The sequence below is a fragment of the Winslowiella toletana genome (assembly GCF_032164335.1).
Lineage (GTDB): Bacteria > Pseudomonadota > Gammaproteobacteria > Enterobacterales > Enterobacteriaceae > Erwinia > Erwinia toletana_A.
Genome location: NZ_CP134152.1, coordinates 31,700 through 56,391, shown reverse-complemented (window position 1 = coordinate 56,391; position 24,692 = coordinate 31,700). Strand labels below are relative to the sequence as shown.

General features: G+C 52.8%; 21 protein-coding genes and 2 pseudogenes. 13 read left to right on the top strand and 10 right to left on the bottom strand.

All coding sequences use genetic code 11. The annotated features are described in order from the left end of the window. The first annotated feature begins 44 nt into the window (after positions 1-44). The 5 genes from RIN69_RS00255 (at position 45) to RIN69_RS00235 (ending at position 5,878) form a co-directional block, all read left to right on the top strand. Positions 45-2,603 carry a fimbria/pilus outer membrane usher protein gene (locus RIN69_RS00255; RefSeq protein ID WP_313854764.1) on the top strand — a complete coding sequence of 853 codons (2,559 nt, stop codon included), beginning with the start codon at positions 45-47 and terminating at the stop codon, positions 2,601-2,603. 14 nt (positions 2,604-2,617) lie between these two features. Further along, positions 2,618-3,706, top strand: coding sequence for a fimbrial protein (locus tag RIN69_RS00250; protein WP_313854762.1), 1,089 nt, complete (start codon positions 2,618-2,620; stop codon positions 3,704-3,706). Positions 3,707-3,738: 32 nt separating this feature from the next. Beyond that, a complete protein-coding gene (locus RIN69_RS00245; protein WP_313854761.1) occupies positions 3,739-4,296 on the top strand; it encodes a fimbrial protein in 558 nt (185 codons plus the stop codon). Between the two features lie 142 nt (positions 4,297-4,438). Beyond that, positions 4,439-5,152, top strand: a complete 714-nt coding sequence (locus RIN69_RS00240) for a response regulator transcription factor (protein ID WP_313854759.1) — start codon at positions 4,439-4,441, stop codon at positions 5,150-5,152. A 75-nt stretch (positions 5,153-5,227) separates the two neighbouring features. Further along, complete coding sequence (locus RIN69_RS00235; RefSeq protein ID WP_313854758.1) at positions 5,228-5,878, top strand: helix-turn-helix transcriptional regulator; 651 nt, start codon at positions 5,228-5,230, stop codon at positions 5,876-5,878. Positions 5,879-5,997: 119 nt separating this feature from the next. On the opposite strand, the gene RIN69_RS00230 is transcribed toward RIN69_RS00235, so the two are convergent. Next, positions 5,998-6,549, bottom strand: coding sequence for a tyrosine-type DNA invertase (locus RIN69_RS00230; protein ID WP_313854757.1), 552 nt, complete (start codon positions 6,547-6,549; stop codon positions 5,998-6,000). A gap of 718 nt (positions 6,550-7,267) precedes the next feature. Between RIN69_RS00230 and RIN69_RS00225 the strand changes: the two are divergent. From RIN69_RS00225 to RIN69_RS00215, 4 genes and pseudogenes are all read left to right on the top strand, one after another. Continuing rightward, a pseudogene (locus RIN69_RS00225) lies at positions 7,268-7,789 on the top strand (fimbrial protein). Between the two features lie 320 nt (positions 7,790-8,109). Next, positions 8,110-8,376, top strand: a complete 267-nt coding sequence (locus tag RIN69_RS22880; protein ID WP_390902475.1) for a fimbria/pilus periplasmic chaperone — start codon at positions 8,110-8,112, stop codon at positions 8,374-8,376. Between the two features lie 35 nt (positions 8,377-8,411). Beyond that, positions 8,412-8,884 (top strand): annotated as a pseudogene (locus RIN69_RS00220) (hypothetical protein); the annotation flags it as partial. A gap of 52 nt (positions 8,885-8,936) precedes the next feature. Then, positions 8,937-9,548 carry a glutathione S-transferase gene (locus RIN69_RS00215; protein ID WP_313854755.1) on the top strand — a complete coding sequence of 204 codons (612 nt, stop codon included), beginning with the start codon at positions 8,937-8,939 and terminating at the stop codon, positions 9,546-9,548. Between the two features lie 97 nt (positions 9,549-9,645). On the opposite strand, the gene glyS is transcribed toward RIN69_RS00215, so the two are convergent. The 3 genes from glyS to RIN69_RS00200 all read right to left on the bottom strand — a co-directional run bounded on the left by glyS (position 9,646) and on the right by RIN69_RS00200 (position 13,008). Next, positions 9,646-11,715 carry a glycine--tRNA ligase subunit beta gene (gene glyS, locus RIN69_RS00210; RefSeq protein WP_313854754.1) on the bottom strand — a complete coding sequence of 690 codons (2,070 nt, stop codon included), beginning with the start codon at positions 11,713-11,715 and terminating at the stop codon, positions 9,646-9,648. A 9-nt stretch (positions 11,716-11,724) separates the two neighbouring features. After that, a complete protein-coding gene (gene glyQ / locus RIN69_RS00205; RefSeq protein ID WP_313854753.1) occupies positions 11,725-12,636 on the bottom strand; it encodes a glycine--tRNA ligase subunit alpha in 912 nt (303 codons plus the stop codon). A 132-nt stretch (positions 12,637-12,768) separates the two neighbouring features. Further along, a complete protein-coding gene (locus RIN69_RS00200; protein WP_313854751.1) occupies positions 12,769-13,008 on the bottom strand; it encodes a hypothetical protein in 240 nt (79 codons plus the stop codon). A 186-nt stretch (positions 13,009-13,194) separates the two neighbouring features. Between RIN69_RS00200 and RIN69_RS00195 the strand changes: the two genes are divergently transcribed. Further along, on the top strand, positions 13,195-14,190 hold the full coding sequence (locus tag RIN69_RS00195; protein ID WP_313854750.1) for an acyltransferase: 996 nt from the start codon (positions 13,195-13,197) through the stop codon (positions 14,188-14,190). Here RIN69_RS00195 and RIN69_RS00190 read toward each other — a convergent pair. The 6 genes from RIN69_RS00190 to xylA all read right to left on the bottom strand — a co-directional run bounded on the left by RIN69_RS00190 (position 14,187) and on the right by xylA (position 20,558). Continuing rightward, positions 14,187-14,657, bottom strand: a complete 471-nt coding sequence (locus tag RIN69_RS00190) for a SemiSWEET family sugar transporter (RefSeq protein ID WP_313854748.1) — start codon at positions 14,655-14,657, stop codon at positions 14,187-14,189. The genes RIN69_RS00195 and RIN69_RS00190 overlap by 4 nt on opposite strands. After that, positions 14,654-16,057 (bottom strand): D-arabinitol 4-dehydrogenase, encoded by a 1,404-nt coding sequence (dalD, locus tag RIN69_RS00185; RefSeq protein WP_313854747.1) that lies wholly within the window; start codon positions 16,055-16,057, stop codon positions 14,654-14,656. The genes RIN69_RS00190 and dalD overlap by 4 nt, the downstream gene beginning before the upstream one ends. A 98-nt stretch (positions 16,058-16,155) precedes the next feature. Then, a complete protein-coding gene (locus RIN69_RS00180; RefSeq protein ID WP_313854744.1) occupies positions 16,156-17,076 on the bottom strand; it encodes a GlxA family transcriptional regulator in 921 nt (306 codons plus the stop codon). Between the two features lies 1 nt (position 17,077). Further along, on the bottom strand, positions 17,078-17,620 hold the full coding sequence (locus RIN69_RS00175) for an isochorismatase family protein (protein WP_313854742.1): 543 nt from the start codon (positions 17,618-17,620) through the stop codon (positions 17,078-17,080). A 142-nt stretch (positions 17,621-17,762) separates the two neighbouring features. Further along, complete coding sequence (gene xylB / locus RIN69_RS00170; protein WP_313854739.1) at positions 17,763-19,214, bottom strand: xylulokinase; 1,452 nt, start codon at positions 19,212-19,214, stop codon at positions 17,763-17,765. 21 nt (positions 19,215-19,235) lie between these two features. Then, positions 19,236-20,558, bottom strand: a complete 1,323-nt coding sequence (xylA, locus tag RIN69_RS00165; protein WP_313854738.1) for a xylose isomerase — start codon at positions 20,556-20,558, stop codon at positions 19,236-19,238. 312 nt (positions 20,559-20,870) lie between these two features. Between xylA and xylF the strand changes: the two genes are divergently transcribed. The 3 genes from xylF (at position 20,871) to xylH (ending at position 24,638) form a co-directional block, all read left to right on the top strand. Further along, the gene (gene xylF / locus RIN69_RS00160) at positions 20,871-21,863 is read left to right on the top strand and encodes a D-xylose ABC transporter substrate-binding protein (protein ID WP_313854737.1); all 993 of its coding nucleotides are present in this window, start codon (positions 20,871-20,873) and stop codon (positions 21,861-21,863) included. Between the two features lie 71 nt (positions 21,864-21,934). Beyond that, the gene (locus tag RIN69_RS00155; protein WP_313854735.1) at positions 21,935-23,461 is read left to right on the top strand and encodes a xylose ABC transporter ATP-binding protein; all 1,527 of its coding nucleotides are present in this window, start codon (positions 21,935-21,937) and stop codon (positions 23,459-23,461) included. After that, a complete protein-coding gene (gene xylH / locus RIN69_RS00150) occupies positions 23,454-24,638 on the top strand; it encodes a xylose ABC transporter permease XylH (protein WP_313854733.1) in 1,185 nt (394 codons plus the stop codon). Before RIN69_RS00155 ends, xylH begins: the two co-directional genes overlap by 8 nt. Positions 24,639-24,692: the final 54 nt, after the last annotated feature.

Below are 24,692 nucleotides of genomic sequence, written 5' to 3'. Positions count from 1 at the left end.
AGCGCCAGAAATTCTGGCTGCGTTGCAAACATGGAATTAACACAATGAAGAACAAAACGAAAAGTCATAATTCGACCGGCTTTACGCGTTCCCGGCTTGCCTGGCTGGTGTCGTGCCAGATAGCAATGTTAATGGGCGGAACACCTCTGGCCAGCGCAGCGGAATATTTCAACCCGGCCTTACTGGAAATCGATAATCCTGCACAGGGTAATGCCGATCTGTCGATTTTCGAAGAGGGGGATTTACAGCCGCCAGGCACTTATCGTGTTGATATTTATCTGAATGGTTCAGCGGTCGATACCCGCGACGTAAAATTTACCCTGACAACGGATACGGCGGGTAAGCAAAGCCTGCAGCCCTGTCTGAGCGGCGAACTGCTGCGAGATATGGGCGTGAAAATTGGCATGTTCCCCGGTATCCAGGCTACAGACGAGTGTGCCAATTTCACCGGTGCGATAGCGCAATCCTCTGCTGCTTTCCGCTTCGATCAGCAACGGCTGGATCTGAGCATTCCCCAGGCGGCGCTGAATTCGCAGGCGCGCGGTTACGTGTCTCCTGACAAATGGGAACCGGGCATTCCGGCTTTGCTGATGAACTACAGCTTCAGCGGCGCGAACACCGAAGCGCGGGAAAACGACGCTCGTAACAGCAATACCTATTACCTGAATCTGCGTTCCGGGGCGAATCTGGGTGCCTGGCGTTTGCGTAACTATTCCACCTGGAACCGCGACAGCAATGGCACTGACCACTGGGATTCCATCAATACCTATTTGCAACGTGATATCCAGGCGCTGCGGGGTCAGCTGACGTTAGGCGAAAGTAACTCACCGACCGAAGTGTTCGATACGGTTCCGTTTCGCGGTTTGCAGCTGGCCTCTGACGACGATATGTTGCCGGACAGTATGAAAGGCTACTCGCCTGTGGTGCGTGGCATTGCGAACAGTAATGCGCAGGTGACCATCCGCCAAAACGGGTATGTCATCTACCAGAGTTACGTGCCTGCCGGGCCTTTTGCCATTTCAGATCTCTATCCGACAGCGGGCAGTGGCGACCTGAATGTGACGATTAAAGAAGCCGACGGCAGTGAGCGAAATATGGTGGTGCCTTTCGCGTCGGTGCCTGTGCTTCAGCGCGAAGGACATCTTAAATACAGCTTCACCAGCGGTCAGTACCGCTCGTATAACGATAACGTCGAAAAGACGCCGTTCACTCAGGGCACCGCGATTTATGGTTTATCGCACGGTGCGACGGTGTATGGCGGCTTGCAGGCGGCCAGCAAATATCAGTCGGTGGCGATGGGGCTGGGTCAAAACCTCGGCAGCATCGGTGCGCTTTCCGCTGACGTGACGCAGGCCTGGACTAAACAGAAAGACGCGCCAAAAGACAGCGGTCAGTCTTACCGTCTGCGTTACGGCAAAAGCTTTGTCGAGTCAGGCACCAACTTCAGCCTGGCCAGCTACCGCTATTCCACCGCCGGTTTTTACACCTTGCAGGAAGCGCTGGAAAGCTACTCCGGCGGCAGCGGATATTACAGCGATCACAAGAAAAGCCGCGCTGAACTGACCCTGAGCCAGAACTTGTGGGAAAAGGGCGGTGCGCTTTCGCTGAGTCTGGTTAAAGAAGAATACTGGAATAATAACCGGTCAACCCAGTCGGGCAGCGTGGGCTACAACAACACCTGGGAAGGCATTTCCTGGGGGGTTAACTATACCTATAACCGCAATGGCACGGACAGCAACGGCAACCGGACCTATTACACCGATCAGATTGTGGCCGTCAACATCAGCGTGCCGTTGAGCAAATGGCTGCCGGGCAGTTACGCCACCTATAACCTTAACAGCAGTAAAAACGGCAATACCTCACATAACGTCGGGCTGAGCGGCACGGCACTGCGTGATGACAATTTGAATTACAACATCAGTCAGGGTTACACCACGCAGGGGCAGGGTGCGAACGGCTATGCCAGCGCAGACTATAAAGGCGGTTACGGCGAAGTGAATGCCGGTTACGGCTATGACCGCACGCAGCGCCGTATGGATTACGGTCTGCAGGGCGGCATTTTGTTGCACGAAAATGGCGTGACCTTCTCGCAACCGCTGAGTGAAACGGTGGTGCTGGTGAAAGCGCCGGGCGCCGACGATGTCAGCATCGCCAGCAATACCGGGGTTAAAACAGACTGGCGCGGCTATGCGGTGGTGCCTTACGCCACGGCGTACCGGCGTAACCAGATTTCCCTTGATACCTCAACCTTGCCGGACAATGTCGATATGACGCTGACCAGCACCACGGTGATCCCAACGCGTGGCGCGGTGGTGCGTGCGGACTTTGATCCGAACGTCGGCCAGCGTGTGCTGATGACACTGACCCGCGCCAACGGCGAGCCGGTGCCATTTGGTGCCACCGCAGGCGTGAACAACGGTGGCAAGGAGAACAGCAGCATTGTCGGGGACGGTGGGCAGGTTTATCTGTCAGGCATGTCCGACAGCGGCACGCTGACAGTGAAATGGGGTAATTCAGCGGCGCAGTCCTGTCAGGTGAACTATCGCCTGCCTGAACAACCGGCCACGTCGGGTATTCAACTTATTAACGGAGACTGCCGGTAAGGCGGAACATGGAAATGACCGATCGTATGAATCAATTATCAACAGACGTGACTTCACCACGCCAGCCAATCCTCTGCCGCGTGTCCGGGGGTAAAAAGGGTGCATTGTTCGGGCTGATGCTGGCCGGTGGCATACTGAGCGCCAATGCGCAGGCAAGTGACTGCGCCCCGACTGACGGGACAAAATCTTATACGTTCAACATGAGTTATTTGTTAACCGACCCGACCCAAAACACGGCCGGAAAGATCGTTAACAACGCCTATCAGTGGAACCTCAGCGGTAACTACAATGTTACCTGTTCCTGCACTGGCAGCTATGTCGGGGGTTACGTGACCGCAAAAGTGCCGGATACCGGGCTGGCGTACACCGACGGTGACCTGAATTATTACAGTATCAACGAGTTTCTCGCCGTGGCCAGTCAGGTTTATATCGCCGGAGGAGTTGGCGATTTTAAATCGACGCCGTTCACCAGTGTCAGCAACCAGAATACCGCCGCCAACTGCGCCCGATATCCTTATGCCACCGGCGCACGCGGCACCATTTCACTCTATTTCCGCCGGCCTTTTGTCGGTGTACAAACCATTCCGCTGACCAAAGTAGTGGATGTGTATATCGCTTCTGATCCGACGACGCAGTCGGCCGTTCCTGTCTCGACCGTCTGGATGAGCGGCACAGTGACTGTGCCGCAGTCGTGCGTTATCAATGGCGGTGGCGTGATCACGGTACCGTTCGACGACATCTTGTCGGGCGATATCGCCACCAAAGGTCAGATGGCGAAAAACTTCACGCCGAAAAACGTCAATTTCAACGTGGCCTGTACCAATATTTCCGAAGGCGTCAATGTCAGCCTCTCTTTCCAGGGAACGCCGGATGCCAACGATCCGACCGCACTCTCGACCACTAACGCCGATGTGGGCGTCAGGATCCAGGACAGCGCGGGTGCCACCGTGGCACCGCTCAGCGGCCGCTTACCGCTGACGATGGATTACGCTACTCAGGTGGGAACGTCGCAGATTAACTTATTTCCGATTAACACCAGTGGTAAAGAGCCGGGCACCGGTGATTTCACCGCCACCGCGACCATCCGCGCAGAAATACAGTAATTCCGGGACGTGACCGGTAAGGGGATATCACCATGATGAAAGGCTTAACGGCATTTGTAATCACTAAGGGAAAAGCATCGGCACTGGTTCTGGCGCTTGGACTGGGGCTGACGGCCAGCACGCTGTGGCAAACAGCCAGCGCAGACACCGTGCTGAATATCACCGGCAATATTAAAGCGTCGCCGTGCACGATCAGCCTGCCTTCCGGCGGAATGAATGTGGATCTGGGGCAGAAGATTCTGGCCTCGTCGATGGCAGAGGCCGGCTCATCATCAGACTGGAAACCTTTCTCGATTGCGCTGACGGCGTGTCCGGCCTCGACCTCCGAAGCCACCATGACCGTTAACGGGACACCGGATGAGACTGAAAGCGACATGTACGCCAACACCGGCAGCGCCACGCAGGTGCAAATTCAGCTGGAAACCAGCGACGGTACGGCACTGGGAAACGCGGCGCAAAAAGTTCAGAACATTGACACCGCCACCCGCAGTACCACGTTTGACATGCGCGCCCGGGCATACAGCGCGCAGGGGAAGGTGACGCCGGGGACGATTGTCGGCAGCGTGCAAGTCACGTTTACCTACCAGTAAGCCCATTTGAACGATCAGCAACTGAGGAAAATCAGCAAGTACCATGAATAAGAACCATCAATAAGAACCATCAATAAAGAACGTAAGGATTTTGTCCCGGATTATGTCCCTGTCGGGAAGTGACTGAAAAAACAAGGAAGCTATGATGAACAGTGTCGAAAACCTCACGCCGGGTCATGGTACCCATGACGCTTTCAGCCGAAATTTACCGGTGGAAGGCGTATTGATTATGGACGCTTGTCCCGTTACAGCTCTGGGCATGAAGCGTGTACTGACCGGTTCCTGCGGCATCACAAAATCCGTCAATTATGTACAACGCCTTGCGGATATCCCGGCGGCCATCGCCCGCTCGTTACCGGCCCTGCTTATCATGGATATCTGCGGCGAAAAGGAATCGGTGCTTGATGGCCTGCTGTTGCTGGCCCATCTGCAAGATTCACATCCGGAGATGAAAATCATCATCTGCACTGATTTCAGCGATCATCGCGTGCTGGAACTGCTGGCGTCCTCTCCGGCCAACGGTGTGTTACTTAAACACGAGCCGGAGCTGGCGCTGGTGCAGTGTGTTTTTGACGTGATGACCGGTGGGGAGCAGTGGCTTAGCCCGAAAGCAAAGAGGCTGGTGACGAACACTGCGATGAAAAACCCGGCACTCACCGCCCGTGAACTCGAGGTGCTGACCTGTCTTTTCTCGGGTATGAGCGTTTCCAGCGTCGCGCAGACGCTGTATCGCGATATCCGCACGGTGAGCACACATAAGCGCAATGCGATGACGAAACTGGGTTTTCACAATGACAGTGAACTTTTTGCCCAGGGCACATGGATGGCGAAGATTGGTCCGGCTGCCAGCCATTAATCCCGGTGGCAAAAGGGCATCCGCAAATGGAACGGTGTCGGGAAATGAAGCCCGGCAGCAAGGAGCAAGAGAGTTATGTATCATACTCATACATCGACCCGCGCCGTGGCGCTGATGGACAGCCAGCCGCTGACGCTCTCCGGACTGTCATCACTGATTAAGTCCATTGATAGCGGCTGCGATATCCGCGTGAAAGAAACATGTCTGGAGAAAATCTCAGAAGCCCTGATGTATCACTCCGTGGATATTCTGGTGACAGACCTGCAAAGCGCGCAGGAAAACCTGCACCAGGGGCTGGATATTCTGCTAAATCTGAGTGAGCAATTTCCCCGTCTGGATATCGTGGTCTATACGCTTTGCCATAACGGCAACGAACTGCGAAAGCTGGTCAACCAGCGCAATATCAGTCTGATCGCACGCGGTGAATCGCTGAGCGACACCGAAGATTATTTCAGACAGGCGTTTGCCCGAAAGCGCGTCTTAAGCCCGCGGATCTGTTGTGACCTGGTGCGTCTGACTGAACAAAATATACAGGTTTCCGCGCGGATCACGCGAAGCGAAACTGAGGTGCTCAGGCATCTGTTTAACGGCATGGACCTGCGTGAAATTGCACAAGCTAAGCAGCTGAGCATCAAAACGATCAGTGCGCACAAATGCAATGCGATGCGCAAACTGGGAGTGAAAACCGATTCCGAGCTGTTCCTGATGTTGAAAAACATTTGTTAAATAACAGGAGTTAAAAAAAGGTGCTGAACAGGCCGTGAAGGGGAAAGGCCTGCGGGCGGAGGAAATGCCCCTTCATAAATAAAGCGGGCATTCCCGTTTTGGGGCGCAGAACACGATGACTATATATTGATGGCTCTGAACCGCTCGGCATTACTTGCCGTGTAAATAACAGTATTCTGAATATTTCTGTGGCCGAGATAATCCTGAATCAGCCGGGTGTCACATCCTTTATCTGCCAGCGCAAACCCGCAGGCATGCCGGAGCATATGGGGGTGAACATTGACATTGATACCGGCTTGTTTTCCATAGTTGCGTATTAAACGGTAGATCTGCTGGCGGGAGATCTGACCACCGTGTCGTGAGAGAAATAACCACTCAGTGTCTGAATCAAGATATTGTGAACGTACTTTCAGCCAGTCTTTAATTGCCTTTACCTCGCGGATTTGTAACGGGTGATGGACCGAAAAACCATTTTTCAGACGGGATATGTGAATTATATTCGTTGCCAGCTCAATGTCGTTTACCCGTAACTTTGTTAATTCACTGACGCGAAGGCCATGAATAAAACACATTAATAACATGCATTTATCTCTGACTGCGTTCTTTCCGACCGCAGTTGCGGCGATCAGTTTCTCAATTTCCAAATGAGTGAGGTATTTTCTCCCTGCCATTGTCCTAATCCTTTGAGTAATTCTTTTATTCTACAGGTTGTTGTGTTTCATACGCGATGGTGAGCTATTTAAGCATTAGATTATACATTCAGCAAATGAATTATTAACACTAAGTATTATTCGCCGGCTTATGTAATTAAATGTCGGGATTCATGTTGGGCTCGTCACACCAGGCCTGAATGACCGACTCATCAAGCCAGAATGTCAGAGCCCCGATGGATGAGCACCGTGTGTAGGTAGCCCAGCTGGTGATTTTGAACTTTTTTTGCCACGCGATATCGCTGCAGGATCAGGAGTGTGGTGATCTGATCCTGACTACCGTCAAAAGTTCGATTTATTCAACCAAGCCCGAGCTATGGCAAAATAACACACTCCACAGATATGTTTTTTTTAAATAAAGAAAAATTATTTTATATCATCCAGGATTCTTCTTGGCTAATATCCTTAGTTACTTTTTAATTGTTTAGTTAAATATTTTAGAGTAAGCCCTATTTCGTTTAAAACTCAATTATATAAAATACTATAAAAACCAAACAAACAACATAAAACACTACGCAAGCGGTGATTGTGTAGTTTTAATATTTACATTTTCAATGGTTATCGACACAAAAAAATAAAAATTTTAATTATCATTTTCCCACTTGAGTTATGGTTATTACGGTTTGTTTACTTAACTTAAGTAATCGCTTTTAACATGATTACAAATAGGGAAATTTGAATGAAAAAGAATCTACTTATCGCTGGAAGTTTGTTCGCTATCTTTGCTTCAAGCCATGTGCCAATAGCGTCAACTAACACCATATCGTTCCATGGTGAAGTAACGGATGAGACCTGTTCATTGATGGTAAATGGGAATGAGGCTCCAGCTGTTATTTTATTACCTACCGTTTATGCAGGAGACGTGGCCGCAGCGGGTGATGTTGCCGATGCGGCTTCATTTAATATGGGGGTGTCTGGTTGTACTGGCAGCTCTACGGCTACAAATATCAGCACAGTTTTCGTTGGCAACCTTGTGGATAATACACATACTGGTACAGCTCGGAATGTGACAATGCAGCTACCAGATACTGGCGCTCAACCGATAGCTCTGACTTCACGTTACACCGCGCAGTAAGACCTTTCTCTTGCATCCGGTGAAACTGAAGCAACCTCTGCTTTCTCGGCGCAATCTTACGCAACTGGGGCTGCCACTCCAGGTACCGTTGCTGCATCCGTTCAATATGCGATCAGTTATCAGTAGAAATTAGCCCCCCAAGAAAAATAATGATTAGTGAAGAATATAAGTATTGGCAGGTGAAATGAATGCTCAAACGTTTCATGCCAATATTGCTGTGATTTAAATATCCTTTTTAAGGGGTTTTAGAAATGCTAAATCAGGTAGCAACAGTGATAATCAACACCTTAATATTAAAAAAATCTAAAACTTATATTTTTTGATATTATCATTATTTTTATTTTCAAAATTATTTTCAAGCGTCACAATGATTGGTAATCGTAAAATATATCCTTCAGGAAGCCGTTCTGTCGTTCTGGAATTTAGAAATAAAGATACAGTAACTTATGCTGCTCAGGTCTGAGCTTGATGATGGTGACGTTAATTTCACTCCACAAACAGGATATGCACCATTTATAGCATCGCCATCGCTATTCAGGATATTGTCAGGTAGTGGTCAAGTGATGCGGCTCGCGTTTAATCAGTCAAAAAATTTACCCACAGATCGCGAATCATTATTTTGTTTTAATTTCTTAAAGATACCACCGGCTAATGCACAGAATAAAGATGGTGATAAAAGCAACAAAATGCTTATGTACAAAAAACAGTCTTAACGTGGGATAATTTCCGTTTTCCAGGGGGCCCCGTATTGTACGACCATCCGCTGCTAATGGATTTACACCCGCAGCTGGTTACCAGCGCTACCAGTGGCAAACCGCCGCTCAATGTTCATATCCTGCCGCTCGAAGCGCACTGGCAACGACTGCTGCATTCACTGATCGCCGAAATGAAGCCAGCGATCATCACCAGTTTTGTCCGGTTTGTAACAGCGCTCCGGTCGCCAGCGTGGTGCATATCGGTAGTCAAAATGACGATCTGCGCTATCTTCATTGTAATCTGTGTGAAAGCGAGTGGTACGTTGCGCCGGATAAATGCACTAAGGGTGGTAAAAGCAGAAAGTTGCGGCGACTGCGGCACCGGGCTGAAGCTGTTTTATCAGCAGAAAGATCCGGCAGTGGAACCGGTCGCCGATGACCTTGCCACGTTGGTGCTGGATGCGCGTATGGAGCAGGAAGGCTTTACCCGCAGCAGCCTGAATCCTTTTAATTTCCAGGTGAATAATTTTTCGGGTGATTAAGCGGACTTTGTTTAGCGAACCAATGGAGAGAGCGTAATGAAATTGATCGGCAATTATACCAGCCCGTATGTGCGTAAAATCTCGGTTATTATGCTGGAAAAAGGCATTACGTTTGAGTTTATCAATGAATCGCCCTGGCATGACGAGAGTCCTGTGCCGCAATACAATCCGCTGGGTAAAGTGCCGGCGTTGGTAGTTAAACCTGATGAGATCTGGTACGACTCTGCATTGATTGCCGAATATCTCGATCAGCTGGATATTGACCCGGCGTTGCTGCCTTCTGACAGGCTGGCATCGCTGAAAGTGCGTCAGATTGAAGTGCTGGCCGATGGCGTATGCGATGCGGCGCTGGTAATCGTGCGTCAACAGATGCTGCCGCCGGAACAACAGTCGGAAAGCGAGCTGCTGCGCCAGCGTAATAAAATTCAGCGCGGGCTGGATGCGCTGGAAAAACATGCGGCACAGAGGGAGTGGTTGAACGGCGAGAGCCTGACGCTGGCCGATATCGCCACCGCCTGCACCATCGGTTATCTTAATTTTCGCCGCGTGGTGCCGAACTGGTGCGTCGAGCGCCCATCATTGATTAAACTGGCTGAAAAAATGTTTCAGCGCGAGAGTTTTGCCCGGACGGTTCCGCCTTCGGCATAAGAAAGGGAGCCGAAAATGGCTCCCCTACGACAGACTAAATGGAAATCTCAGCGGGCGGTATTTTTACCGCCCGTTGCAAAGATTTACCACCCTCGCATTACTGCAACAGCGAAATATCCGCGACCTGCAGGAACAGCTCACGCAGCTTAGATAACAGCGTCAGGCGGTTGATCCGCACTGCCTGGTCGTCCGCGTTTACCATCACTTTATCGAAGAAGTTGTCCACCGGCTTGCGCAGTTGCGCCAGCTCGATTAGCGCATCCTGATAGCGGCCTTCCGCGAAGAACGGTTGCAGTTTGCTGGTCAGCGCGGTGACGAATGTCGCCAGCTGAATCTCTTCATTTTCCTTCAGCAGTGACGCCTGCACGCTGTCGTTCAGCGTTTCAGTCGATTTTGCCAGGATATTCGAGACGCGTTTATTGGCTGCGGCCAGCGAAGCGGCCTCTTCCAGCGTGCGGAAGTGCGAAACCGCCTTCATGCGCGCATCAAAATCAGCCGGACGGGTTGGGCGACGTGCCAGTACCGCCTGCAGAGTATCAATGCTGTGACCTTCCTCCTGATACCAGCTACGGAAGCGACCGAGCATAAAGTCGATAACGTCATCGGTAACCTGCGCGTTAGTCAGCTTGTTGCCGTACAGACGCACCGCCTCTTCCGTCAGCGTTTGCAGGTCGAGTGGCAGATTTTTTTCGACGATAATACGCAGTACGCCCAGCGCCGCACGACGCAGTGCAAAGGGATCTTTATCGCCTTTTGGATGTTGTCCGATACCAAAAATACCGGCCAGCGTATCCATTTTATCGGCAATCGCCAGCGCACAAGCCACCGGGTTTGACGGCAGATCGTCACCGGCATAGCGCGGCTGATATTGCTCGTTCAGCGCCACGGCAACGTCTTCTGCTTCACCGTCATGACGCGCGTAGTGCATTCCCATCACGCCCTGGGTGTCGGTGAATTCGAACACCATATTGGTCATCAGGTCGCACTTCGACAGCAGGCCAGCGCGAGTAGCATGATTCACGTCAGCACCGATCTGCGCGGCAATCCAGCCAGCCAGCGCCTGAATACGGTCGGTTTTGTCACGCAGCGTACCGAGCTGTTTCTGGAACAACACGGTTTCCAGACGCGGCAGGTTATCTTCCAGACGCTTTTTACGGTCGGAGTTGAAGAAGAACTCCGCATCGGCCAGGCGTGGACGCACCACTTTCTCGTTACCGGAGATAATCTGCTGCGGATCTTTCGACTCAATATTGGTAACAAAGATAAAATGCGGCAGCAATTTACCGGCATCGTCGTACACCGGGAAATACTTCTGATCACCTTTCATGGTGTAAACCAGCGCTTCAGCCGGAACTGCGAGGAATTTCTCTTCGAATTTCGCCGTCAGTACTACCGGCCACTCCACCAGCGAGGTCACTTCTTCCAGCAGACTTTCGCTCAGATCGGCATTACCGCCAATGCTGCGCGCTGCGGCTTCGGCATCGGCTTTAATTTTAGCTTTACGCTCGGCGTAATCCGCCATCACTTTGCCGCGCTCCAGCAGAATCTGCGGATACTGGTCGGCGTTATCGATGGTGAATTCCGCTTCGCCCATAAAGCGGTGGCCGCGAAGGGTGCGGGCAGAATCAATGCCGAGAATCGTCGCAGGAATCGACTCATCACCCAGCAGCAGAGTCACGGTATGCACCGGACGCACAAACTGAGTCTCTTTATCGCCCCAGCGCATCAGTTTAGGAATCGGCAGCTTAGACAGTGCGGTTGCCACCATCGCCGGTAACAGCGCCTGGGCAGTTTCGCCTTTGGTCTGTGCACGATACAGCAGCCATTCACCTTTGTCGGTGCTCAGGCGCTCGGCCTGATCGACGGTAATGCCGCAGCCACGCGCCCAGCCTTCGGCTGCTTTAGTGGCAACGCCATTGGCATCAAACGCGGCAGCAATCGCCGGGCCACGTTTTTCAACTTCGCGATCCGGCTGGGAGGCGCTCAGATTTGCCACTTTCAGCGCCAGACGACGCGGTGAAGCAAACCAGCTGACCTCACCGTGCGCCAGGTTAGCGGCATCCAGTTCGGCAGTCACATGAGCGGCAAAAGATTCAGCCAGGTTACGCAGAGCCTTTGGTGGCAGCTCTTCGGTGCCGATCTCCACCAGAAACGTTTTTTCAGTCATGGCTGCCTCTTATTTCTTGTTATTGCACATCGGGAAGCCCAGCGCCTCACGAGACGCGTAATAAGCTTCAGCCACGGCTTTAGTCAGGGTACGAATGCGCAGAATATAGCGCTGACGCTCGGTAACCGAGATCGCCTTGCGCGCGTCCAGCAGGTTAAAGGTGTGGCCTGCTTTCAGAATGCGTTCGTAAGCCGGCAATGGCAGTGGTTTTTCCAGCGCCAGCAGGCTCTGTGCCTCTTTCTCGTACTGCTCGAAACAGGTAAACAGGAAATCGACGTCAGCGTATTCGAAGTTATAGGTGGACTGCTCCACTTCGTTCTGATGGAACACATCGCCGTAGGTCGTTTTACCCAGCGGGCCGTCGCTCCACACCAGGTCGTATACGCTGTCCACGCCCTGGATATACATCGCCAGACGCTCAAGACCGTAGGTGATTTCGCCGGTTACCGGCTTACACTCGAGGCCGCCAACCTGCTGGAAGTAGGTAAACTGCGTCACTTCCATGCCGTTCAGCCACACTTCCCAGCCGAGACCCCAGGCACCCAGCGTTGGGTTTTCCCAGTTATCTTCAACAAAGCGGATATCGTGGATAGTCGGATCCATGCCCAGCTCTTTCAGCGAGCCGAGATACAGCTCCTGAATATTGTCCGGTGATGGCTTGATAATCACCTGGAACTGGTAGTAGTGCTGTAAGCGGTTTGGGTTTTCGCCATAGCGACCGTCGGTTGGACGGCGTGACGGCTGCACGTAGGCGGCAGCAATTGGCTCCGGCCCCAACGCACGCAGGCAAGTCATTGGATGAGAGGTGCCGGCGCCGACTTCCATGTCCAGTGGTTGAACAATGGTGCAGCCCTGACGCGCCCAGTAATCCTGCAAGGTCAGGATCAGGCCCTGAAAGGTCTTAGTATCAAACTTTTGCATGATGATTTCGCACGCGATACGAGTGGATTAAAAAAGTGTGCGCCAGTATACCCTTTGACCGCCATTTATGCAGCCCGTGATATTGATTCGTCAGGATTATGCGCGAAATGGCCGCTGGTCAGCGGCCAATCGTTATACAGCGGCCCGGCTATGCTTACGGCGATCTTCTGCTATCAAAATCACACCATACTGTTTCTGGTCGGGATGGATGCGCCAGATCTCTTCTTCTGGAATACTGTTTTCATCGTAGCGAACGCGGTTGCCATCGAAGGGAAAAAATTTTGCGGCATCAGTATCCAGGGCAAATACCCTGCATTTTTTCGATGACTTAGCGATTTTCTTCCCTTTGGCCTGTGATTTTCTCCATTCCATCGAGTTTACCGTTTTCCTTAATCCACTGGCTTAAACAATACCCTACTGTGCAATAATCAACCAATCGCGTTTAAGTCATCCCATTCGTCTAAGCTGATTCCGATTCACGGCGTCAGAGGTTGTTGAATGACTGCCGCCTGGCTAACCTCTTTTTACGCCTTGAAGCGCCAGTAAAAAGAGGAAGTAATGCCGCAAAAGATTGGCTGGATAGATAATTTACGCGCTGTGGCCTGCCTGATGGTCATCATGATCCATACCACCACCTGGTATATTACCAACAGTCCACAAGTGGCCGAATTCCATTGGGATATTGCCAATCTGCTTAATTCCGCTTCACGAGTCTGCGTACCGATTTTCTTTATGATTTCGGGTTATCTGTTCTTCGGCGAGCGCAGCGCGCAAAACCGCCATTTCTTACGTATTGCGCTGTGCCTGTTGTTTTACAGCGCGGTGGCGCTGGTCTATATCACCTTACTGACGCCGATCAGTGAAGCGATTTCCCTTAAACACTTACTGCAAAAACCGGTGTTCTATCACCTGTGGTTTTTCTTCGCGATTACCGTAATTTATCTGTTGTCGCCGCTGATTCAGGTTAAAACGGTCAGCGCACGCTATGTGGCAATACTGGTGTTAATCGTTGCGGTAGTGGCAAACCCGAATACCGTCGATCAGTCGTTCGGCCCCTTCCACTGGCTGCCGATCAATCTGTATATCAATGGCGATACATTTTACTATGTGCTGTATGCGCTGCTGGGGCGTGCTATCGGCATGATGAATACCGAAAAGCGCGCGCTCAGCTGGCTGGCGGGAGGATTATTTACTGCCTGTGTGATGGGTATTTCCATCGGTACGCGTAAAGAGCTGCATGTTAACGGCGCCTTTTCCGATACCTGGTATCTGTACTGCGGCCCACTGGTGTTTATCGCCGCCATCAGCCTGTTGGTACTGTTCAAAAACTGCCTGAATCAACGCCCGTTACCAATTTTAGCCACCATCTCGCGCAATTCGCTGCCAATTTATGGCTTCCATGCGCTGTTTATTCACTTTATGCGCACCCACGATTTCGATCATACCAGCCAGCCACTGTTGGATATTCCGCTGGTCTTTTTCATTACCCTCGGTGGTAGCTTGCTGCTGGCACTGGGCCTACGCCGCATTGATAAGTATCATCTGGTGAGTTAGGCGATTTCGCGCCGCCGGGATTTTTTGTCCGCCTTGCTGCTTTTTTGCGGTTTGTCGCTGGCCAGCGGGCGCAAACGGTTGATCCGCGGTTTCATAATCACGCGCGGAATGCGCACAAATTTGCGGCGCGGAGTGTTGCTGCGTACCGGACGTTCGTGCCACAGCTTCAGCGCAATGACGGTAAATGCCAGCAGCGCGGTCATACCGTTGGCGCACATCACCGGAATATCCCCCATGCGATAGCCGTACCACGTCCAGCAAGAAACGCCGAAGAACAGCGCCGCCCACATGCCCAGCGATAAGCCACTGGTATCCTTATTTTTAATAATATGCAGCACCTGCAAGAAAAACGAACCGGTGGTCACCCAGGCTGCCAGCGTACCCAGTGCAATCGGCCAGGGTGACAGACTGACGATAGAGATCAGCGCCAGAATCAGCGTAAGTGCGACAATTGCAATATTCTTCATGACGTTTTCTCCTCGGCCACGATAGTTTGTTTCACCTGCTCAACCACCGCCGCCAGCCGATCGATAAACTCCGGTTTGCCCGCCAGTGAACCAAACAGTTTTTTACTCGAGGCAAACGCGCGCAGCGGATCGTCAGCGTTGTAGATCTCTTCAAACGACAGCGAATCAATGGCGCGATCCTGATAGTCAAACGCCAGTTTTCCCTGATGGCGCTGCTGCATGAACAGGAAAAATAGTGCGGTAAGCACCAGCGTCGCATCAGGCTGCTGATGCTGCTGAAAACGCGCTTTTAGCGTCGGAACAATAAACTCATGTAGTTTGGCGATACTATCGGAGGAAACGCGCTGATTTGTATCGCGCACCCAGCGATTGCTAAAACGGTTTAGCGTGGTATCACAGTATTCCGCCAGATTAAACTGTGCGGGCTCCAGACACGGAACCACATCCTGCAATACATAATCGCGGATCCATTGCTGCACTTGCGGCGTCAGGCTCTGGTCAATGTATTGATAACCCAGCAGTGAGCCGGCCCAGGCAATGCCGCTGTGGCTGGCATTCAGGATACGGATTTTTGCTTCTTCGAACGGCGTAACGTCATCGACAAACTCGACGCCAACCTGCTCCAGCGCAGGACGGCCGGCAATAAAGTTATCTTCAATTACCCATTGAGAAAACGCTTCACAGCACAGCGGCACCCGATCATCGGTAATCCCCTGCTGTTCCAGCCTCGAGTAAATTGCTTCATCAAATTTAGGTGTGATGCGGTCAACCATGCTGTTAGGTGCGGAGGTATGCTGCTTAATCCACGCCAGCAGGTCCGGGTCATTTTTTTCGCTGACAAACTCCAGCAGTCCACGGTAAAAACTGTCACCGTTATTGCGTAAATTATCGCAATTCAGCAACGTCACCGCGCCGCCGTTCTGCTGCATACGCGCCCGTAGAATTTTTACCAGTGCGCCATACAGCGTCGAGGTTTCATCCTCTTCGGCTAGATCAGCCTGAATCGCGCGATCGTCAGTATTCAGATGGCCTTCATCATCGAGGAAATAGCCGCCTTCAGTGACGGTAAAAGAGATAATTTTAGTGGCACTGTCGGCACCGACGTTGATCAGCGTCTTCAGGCCGCTATCCCAAAGAATAACCTGTTCGATGGCGGTGATCGGCTGGTACGTCATCTGACCTTCAGGAGAGATAATCTCCAGCGTATAGCGGCCTTGCTGATCGGCGAGTTGTTGCAGGGTTTGCTGAGTCGCGCTGTTGCGGATATTGGCGAGAGTAAGGCTCCAGGAGGTTTCACCCTGATCCCGAAGTTGATTGAGATACCAACTCTGGTGAGCACGGTGAAAAGCCCCTGCGCCCAAGTGTAACCACGTCGATTTATCACTGCTGTTTGTGACCAAACTGAGTCCTTAATCCCGCTGGGACGTAAATTTTTGTTACCGATAACACTAGCACAAAATATTCATCATGCTGAAATGTCCGAAAAGTCCCCACGCCGTTAGCGCTGCCAGCGTAAGGCCGCACGTCGCAATTGCCGCGACGAGGAAAACCCCGCCGCCAGCGCTGCGCGTTCGGCGCCTTCACCCTGCGTGACTCGCTGCTGCGCCACCGCCAGCCGCAGCTGTTCATGATAGTCGCGCACGCTGATGCCCAGATGCTGGCGAAACAGCCGCGTAAGATGCCGCGCACTGACGTGCACACGCCCGGCTATCTCTTCCAGCTGCCAGCTTTTCTCCGGATGCTGAATCAACAAATCCTGCGCACGATGGATCGCCGGATTAAGATGATTTCGATAGCTTAACCACGGTGATAACTGCGGATCGTCGCCGGATCGCCGAAAATAGACCACCATTTCCCGCGCCACTTCCAGCGCCATCTGCGATCCACACAGGCGCTGGATCAAATGTAGCGCAAGATCGATGCCAGCGGTGATTCCGGCGCTGGTCCAGATGCCGCGATCTTCGATGAAAATACGATTTTCTTTAACTAACGCACGGGGATCGGCGGCCTTCAGTCGCGCCAGTACTTCATGATGGGTGGTGCATTGCACGCCCTGCATTAAACCGGCGCGTGCCGCCAGTAACGTGCCGGAACAGACACAGACCAGCGTGATTTTGCGGGCATAAATAGCCGGTTGCAGCTGCATCAGCCAGTTTCGCGCGATCAGCGCCTGCGGAGTATCAAAACAGATGCTGGAATCGAACACTCCAGGCACCACCAGCAAACTGCCGTCCGGTAAACTTTCCGGCAGCGGCTCAATTCTGCTGATGGTCATATCGGTGGAGGTGATGACCGCGTCCTGCGGGCCAATGTAACGCGGTGAAAATGCGCCTTTCGCCAGCTTCAGCGTCTCGGCCGGGCCGGTAAGGTCCAGCGTCATCACGCCAGGTAACGTCAAAAACCACACCGGAATCGGCATATTATTCTAGCTCCTGCAGGCATTGTTCCACGGTGCGAATAGTGGCGAAGCGGTTGATCAGCACGCTTTCGGTACGATGGCGTAAATCAGCCACGCTCAGCGTGATGCCATTATGAGTGATCGGGAAAGTCAGCGTGGCTTCAGTGACATAAGTAACGTTATAGCCTAAATCCGAAGCCACGCGCGCGGTGGTTTCGCAACATTGTTCGGTACGCAGCCCGCTGATTATCACCTTAGTAATCTGCTGTTCACGCAGCCAGCTTTCAAGACCCGATTCTGTCAGTGCATTATGCACTTGTTTATAAAAGGTTTTATCTGCCTGATGATGTAAGAAAGGCAGGCGTTCAACCAGCCCTGACGCGCGTGAAAACGGGCCTTCAGCTTCAACGTGAAACACATCAATCAGCGGAATACCTTTTTGCTGACAACCGGCTATCAACTGGCTGACCTTTTGTTCAAAAGCCGGGGTTTCTGCTGTTTCTGAATAGCCCCGGTGCCAGAAAGATTGTTGGATATCGATCAGTAACAGTGCCGTTTTGGACATTTCAGGACGCCTCGTCAGATGGGTTAAGCCCAATAATGACGGGAATCCTGATGATGATGAAGGCCAAAAAAGGACATATCAGACAAGGTTCAGGACCGATTATCTGATGGCCGTAATACGCCACGGTCAGCCAGAAACGCTCCTACATTAGCGGCTCAAGTTGACGATACAACTGGGCAAAGGTTTCACGCTGCGCCTGATATTGTTGATGGCGAGCGGCATCCGGCTGATGCCGCTGCTCCAGTGGTAGCGTCGGTAATAGTTCTGCCAGCGGAGTTTCCGGATGCAGCGCAATCAGCGCCAGACGCGCCGCACCAAGCGCCGGGCCCACATCACCGCCGCTGGAATAATCCAGCGTCTGACCGCTGATATCGGCCAGCAGCTGTCGCCAGAACGCGCTGCGCGCGCCACCGCCAATCAGCATAATGGTCTGTGGCTTAACGCCGCTGTCATGCAGCACGTCCATGCCCTGCGCCAGTGCAAAGCCAACGCCCTCCAGCACTGCACGCGCCAGCTCAGGTCGGCCATGCTGATGGGTAAAACCGAAAAATACCCCTTTAGCCTCGGGATTATTGTGCGGCGTGCGTTCACCCGAAAGATAAGGCAAAAACCATACCGGCGACAGATCGCGCTGCGCGTTTTCCGCTTCCGCCAGCAGTTGCGGCACGTCTTTGCAGCCGCTGAGTTGCGCTGCCCAGTCGAGGCAGGAGGCCGCACTGAGCATCACCGACATCAGGTGCCAGCGCTGCGGCAGTGCATGGCAGAAGCTGTGTACCGCACTTTCCGGATTACTGCGAAAACCGTCACTGACGACAAAATAGACCCCAGAAGTGCCGAGTGACAGCATCGCCTGGCCAGGCTGAAACATGCCCACACCCAGTGCACCTGCGGCATTATCGCCGCCACCTGCCACCACCGGCACCGTTGACATCCCCCATCGGGCGGCAATCTGCGGGCTTAGCTGGCCGGTTATCTGGCATCCTTCAAACAGGGCAGGCATCTGCTCACGGCTCAGGCCGCAGGCACTCAGCAGCGCATCGTTCCAGTCGCGTGCTGCCATATCCAGCCACAAGGTGCCCGCCGCATCAGACATATCTGTGGCAAACTCACCGGTCAGGCGGAAGCGAAGATAATCTTTTGGTAACAGCACTTTAGCAACCTTAGCGAAAATCTCTGGCTGATGCTGCTTAATCCACAGCAGCTTTGGCGCGGTAAAGCCCGGCATCATCAGGTTACCGGTAATCTGCCGTGAGTCGCTGACTTTCTCTTCCAGTTCACGACACTGCACTGCACTGCGTCCGTCATTCCATAATATCGCCGGACGCAGTACCCGATGTTGCGCATCAAGCAGCGTGGCTCCGTGCATCTGACCACTCAGTCCGATGGCTTGCACCTGACTGAGATCCTGTTCCGCCGCCAGCGCCTGGAGCGCCTTATCGGTCGCCTGCCACCAGCTTTCAGGATCTTGTTCACTCCAGAGTGCTTGTGGCCGCGACACGCTGAGTTTTTCCGTTTTACTGGCCAGCAGCTGGCCTGCGGCATCCAGCAATACCACTTTAACGCCCGACGTGCCTAAATCGATGCCGATTACCATATTGCCTGCTCCTTCGCGCGATTATTTGTCGAACAGATAGTGATTAACCAGATTCTCCAACTGCTCCTGACGTCCACTTTGATGCTGTGGGCTGAGATGATGCTGCTGCGCATATTGCGCCAGTGCCGCCAGAGAATACTCACCGCTCAGGATCTGCTGGCCCAGCTCAGCGTTCCAGCCGCTGTAGCGCTGTGCGACACGGTTATCCAGTTCACCGGCTTCAACCATGCGCGCCGCCACTTTCAGCGCCAGTGCCATGGTATCCATCGCGCCGATATGACCGTAGAAAAGGTCATATTTATCGGTGCTTTGGCGGCGAATTTTCGCATCAAAGTTTAAACCGCCAGTAGTAAATCCGCCTGCTTTAACGATCTCATACATCACCAGCGCATTCTCTTCGACACTGTTTGGAAACTGATCGGTATCCCAGCCGAGCTGCGGATCGCCGCGGTTGGCATCGACTGAACCAAAAATTCCAAGCGCAATGGCGCTGGCAATTTCGTGATGGAAAGAGTGACCGGCCAGCGTAGCGTGATTGGCCTCAACGTTAACCTTAATCTCTTTTTCCAGCCCGAATTGCTTCAGAAAGCCATACACCGTTGCTACGTCGTAATCATACTGATGCTTGGTCGGTTCCTGCGGTTTTGGCTCAATCAGTAAGGTGCCCTGGAAGCCAATTTTGTGTTTGTGCTCCACCACCATCTGCATAAAACGACCAATCTGATCGCGTTCCTGCCGCAGATCGGTGTTCAGCAGGGTTTCGTAGCCTTCGCGTCCGCCCCACAGCACATAGTTTTCACCGCCCAGCTTATGGGTGGCGTTCATCGCGCTATTTACCTGCGCCGCCGCCCAGGCAAACACCTCTGGATTCGGGTTGGTTGCCGCGCCGGCACCATAACGCGGATGGGTAAAACAGTTCGCCGTGCCCCACAGCAACTTGACGCCGCTCTGCTGCTGTTTTTCCAGTAATACATCGGTCATTACCGCAAAGTTTTCCAGATAGCTGTGCAGTGAATCGCCCTCAGGCGATACATCGACATCGTGGAAGCAGTAATACGGCACGTTCAGTTTCTGGAAGAATTCGAATGCGACATCCGCTTTGCGTTTTGCCAGTTCCAGCGCATCACCCGGCTGCTGCCACGGACGGTCAAATGCCCCGATGCCAAACATATCTGCACCATTCCAGCAGAAGCTGTGCCAGTAACAGGCGGCAAAACGCAGATGATCGGCCATGCGCTTGCCCAAAATCATCTCATCGGGATTGTAGTGACGAAACGCCAGCGGGTTAGTACTTTGCGTTCCTTCGTAACGAACACCATCCAGCTTGTCAAAATAAGCGTGCATAACCGGCTCCTCAAGGTTGCCATTTAATAAAATCGTTAACTTAGGTTGATTGTGTTATCGCAATGGCATCCGCTCAATTACGTTATTTCACACCTGAATTAAGATAATTAATAAATGTGCGCCAGCTCGCAAAATAACGGAAGCCAGATATTACGGGAGAAAAAACCCGATCCCCGTCATAGTTTCGCAAATAAACCAAAAAACATAACGTCAGGAGGAAAATCTGTAATTGCCGTCAGAAACGTCTGTGATAACAATTCATCCGCCTGACTATGCGAATGTCAAAAGCAGCCAACCTACAAGGTGACGACGATGAAGATTAAACACGCTTTACTGGCGGTATGCGCCGCGCTGGCTCTGATCGGCCATGCGGCGAGTGCAAAAGAAGTTAAAATCGGTATGGCCATTGATGACCTGCGTCTTGAACGCTGGCAAAAAGATCGTGACATATTTGTCAAAAAAGCCGAAGCACTGGGCGCAAAAGTATTTGTCCAGTCAGCAAACGGCAATGAAGAAACGCAAATGTCGCAAATCGAAAATATGATAAATCGCGGCGTCGATGTTCTGGTTATTATTCCTTATAACGGACAGGTGTTAAGTAATGTTATTACCGAAGCCAAACGCGAAGGAATTAAAGTATTAGCCTACGATCGAATGATTAATAATGCCGATATCGATTTTTATATCTCCTTCGATAACGAAAAGGTCGGAGAGATGCAGGCGAAAAGCCTGACTGAACGCGTGCCGCAGGGTAATTATTTTCTGATGGGCGGCTCGCCGGTGGACAATAACGCCCGCCTGTTCCGCGACGGCCAGATGAAAGTGCTTAAACCGCTGATCGACTCTGGCAAAATCAAAGTGGTTGGCGATCAGTGGGTCGATGCCTGGTTACCGGAAAACGCGCTAAAAATTATGGAAAATGCGCTGACGGCAAACAGCAATAAAATCGATGCGGTAGTGGCCTCCAATGATGCGACCGCCGGCGGTGCTATCCAGGCGTTAAGCGCCCAGGGGCTGGCGGGCAAGGTAGCGATTTCCGGCCAGGATGCCGATCTGGCGGCCATCAAGCGTATTAACAGCGGTACGCAGACCATGACGGTGTATAAACCGATCACCAAACTGGCTGACGAAGCGGCAAAAATCGCCGTTGAGCTAGGTAATGACCAGCAACCCCAGTCGAATGCCAAACTGAATAACGGCGTCAAAGAGGTGCCTGCCTTTTTACTTGAACCGATTGCGGTCGATAAAACCAATATCGACAGCACGGTGATCGCCGACGGTTTCCATAAGAAAAGCGATCTCTGACGGTTTCTGCGATCGCCAGCCTGCCGCTGGCGGTCTCCTCGTAATGGGCAAATTGCGGAGGTCACGGTGACATGACAACGCTGCTGGAAATGAAAAACATCACCAAGCTGTTTGGCGTGGTCAAAGCGGTTGATGATGTCAGCCTCAGCCTGCAGGCCGGTGAAGTGCTGTCGCTGTGCGGCGAAAATGGCTCGGGTAAATCGACGCTGATGAAGGTGTTGTGCGGTCTTTATCCCGCTGGCGAGTATCAGGGCACGATACTTTTTTCCGGTGATGAAATGCAGGCCAGCGGTATCCGCGATACCGAGCGCAGAGGCATTGTGATTATCCATCAGGAGCTGGCTTTAGTGCGGCAGCTGACGGTGCTGGAAAACATCTTTCTTGGCGCAGAACTGACCCGCTTTGGCATGGTGGATTATGAAACCATGACGCTGCGCTGCCAGCAGCTGCTGGCCCGGGTCAGGCTTGATGTGTCGCCGGACACCCGCGTCGGCGAGCTGGGGCTGGGCCAGCAGCAGTTGGTGGAAATCGCCCGCGCGTTGAATAAGCAGGTGCGCCTGTTGATTCTTGATGAGCCGACCGCTTCGCTCACCGAACAGGAAACTGAGGTGCTACTGGCAATTATTAACAACTTGCGCGAGCACGGCATCGCCTGCATTTATATCTCGCACAAACTGAATGAAGTGAAAGCCATCTCCGACACCATCTGCGTAATCCGTGACGGTAAACATATCGACACGCGTGACGCGACGGTGATGAGTGAAGATGAAATTATCACCATGATGGTCGGTCGTGAGCTGACTTCTCTCTATCCTAATGAACTGCACCAGATCGGCAGCGAAATCCTGCGGGTTGAAAACCTGACGGCGTGGCATCCGGTTAACCGCCAGATTAAACGAGTCGATAACGTCTCGTTCAGCCTGCATCGCGGTGAGATTCTTGGCATCGCCGGGCTGGTCGGTGCCGGGCGCACCGAAACCGTTCAGTGCCTGTTTGGCGTCTGGCCCGGCCGCTGGCAGGGGCAGATCATTATTGATGGCAAAGCAGTCAGCATTACCGACTGCCAGCATGCGCTGGCGCACGGTATTGCGATGGTGCCGGAAGATCGTAAAAAGGACGGCATCATTCCGGTAATGGGCGTCGGGAAAAATATCACGCTTGCTTCACTCGATCAGTTTAGCGGCGCAGTCTCCACCCTTAACGATGCTCAGGAACAGCTGGCGATCCAGCAGGCACTGGTGCGGCTGAAAGTGAAAACCTCGTCGCCGGAACTGCCGATTGGTCGCCTCAGCGGCGGCAACCAGCAGAAAGCGGTGCTGGCCAAATGCCTGCTGCTTAATCCGCGCATTCTGATTCTGGATGAACCCACTCGCGGCATCGATATCGGTGCCAAATATGAAATCTACAAACTGATCAATCAGCTGGTTCAGCAAGGCATCGCGATTATCGTTATCTCCTCAGAACTGCCGGAGGTGCTGGGATTAAGCGATCGCGTGCTGGTAATGCATCAGGGGCAAATCAAAGCCGACTTAGTCAATCAGAACCTGACCCAGGAACAGGTAATGGAAGCGGCACTGCGGAGCGAACATTATGCTTAAGACCGACTCAACTCAGCGCAGTCTGTTATCGCCAGCGGCGAGCGCATCCAGCGGTAAGTTTCGACTGCTTAATTTCCAGGTACTGGTGATGCTGGCCGCGATCCTGCTGATTATGCTGTTTTTTACCTGGATGACCGACGGTGCTTATCTCAGCGCACGTAATATTTCTAACCTGCTACGCCAGACGGCGATTACCGGCATTCTGGCGGTTGGCATGGTGTTTGTGATTATTTCCGCCGAAATCGACCTGTCGGTTGGCTCGATGATGGGGCTGCTCGGCGGCGTGGCGGCAATATTTGACGTCTGGCTGGGCTGGCCGCTGCCGCTGACCATTCTGGTGACGCTGGCGCTCGGACTGTTGCTTGGCGCGTGGAACGGCTGGTGGGTGGCGTATCGCAAGGTGCCGTCGTTTATCGTCACGCTGGCCGGCATGCTGGCGTTTCGCGGCATTCTGGTCGGCATCACCAATGGCACCACCGTCGCCCCTGGCAGTCCGGCGATGTCGCAGATTGGCCAGAGTTATCTGCCGGACGGCATCGGTTTTGGCTTTGGTGTGGTCGGGCTTTTGCTGTTTATCTTCTGGCAGTGGCGCTTACGCCTGCGCCGTCAAAGCATGGGCCTGCCGCAGGCTTCCGCCACCGGTTCAGTGGCGCGTCAGTCGCTGACCGCGATTCTGGTGCTCGGCGCCATCTGGATGCTGAACGATTATCGTGGCGTGCCGACGCCGGTACTGATCCTTTCCCTGCTGCTGCTGGCCGGAATGTTTATGGCGACGCGTACCGCTTTTGGCAGAAGAATTTATGCCATCGGTGGCAATCTCGATGCCGCCCGGTTATCGGGTATTAACGTTGCCCGCACCAAAATGGCGGTGTTCGCAATTAACGGCCTGATGGTGGCGATCGCCGGGTTAATCCTCAGTTCACGCCTTGGCGCCGGCTCGCCTTCCGCCGGTAATATCGCCGAACTGGACGCGATTGCCGCCTGCGTGATTGGCGGCACCAGTCTGGCGGGCGGCATCGGCACGGTAGCCGGGGCGGTAATGGGCGCGTTTATTATGGCCTCGCTGGATAACGGCATGAGCATGATGGATGTTCCGACCTTCTGGCAATACATCGTTAAAGGCGCGATTCTGCTGCTGGCGGTGTGGATGGATTCGGCAACCAAACGCCGCGTCTGATTATCGATAGCGATCACAGGGCTGGCTTATTTTTTTCTGCTGGATATTACGGCG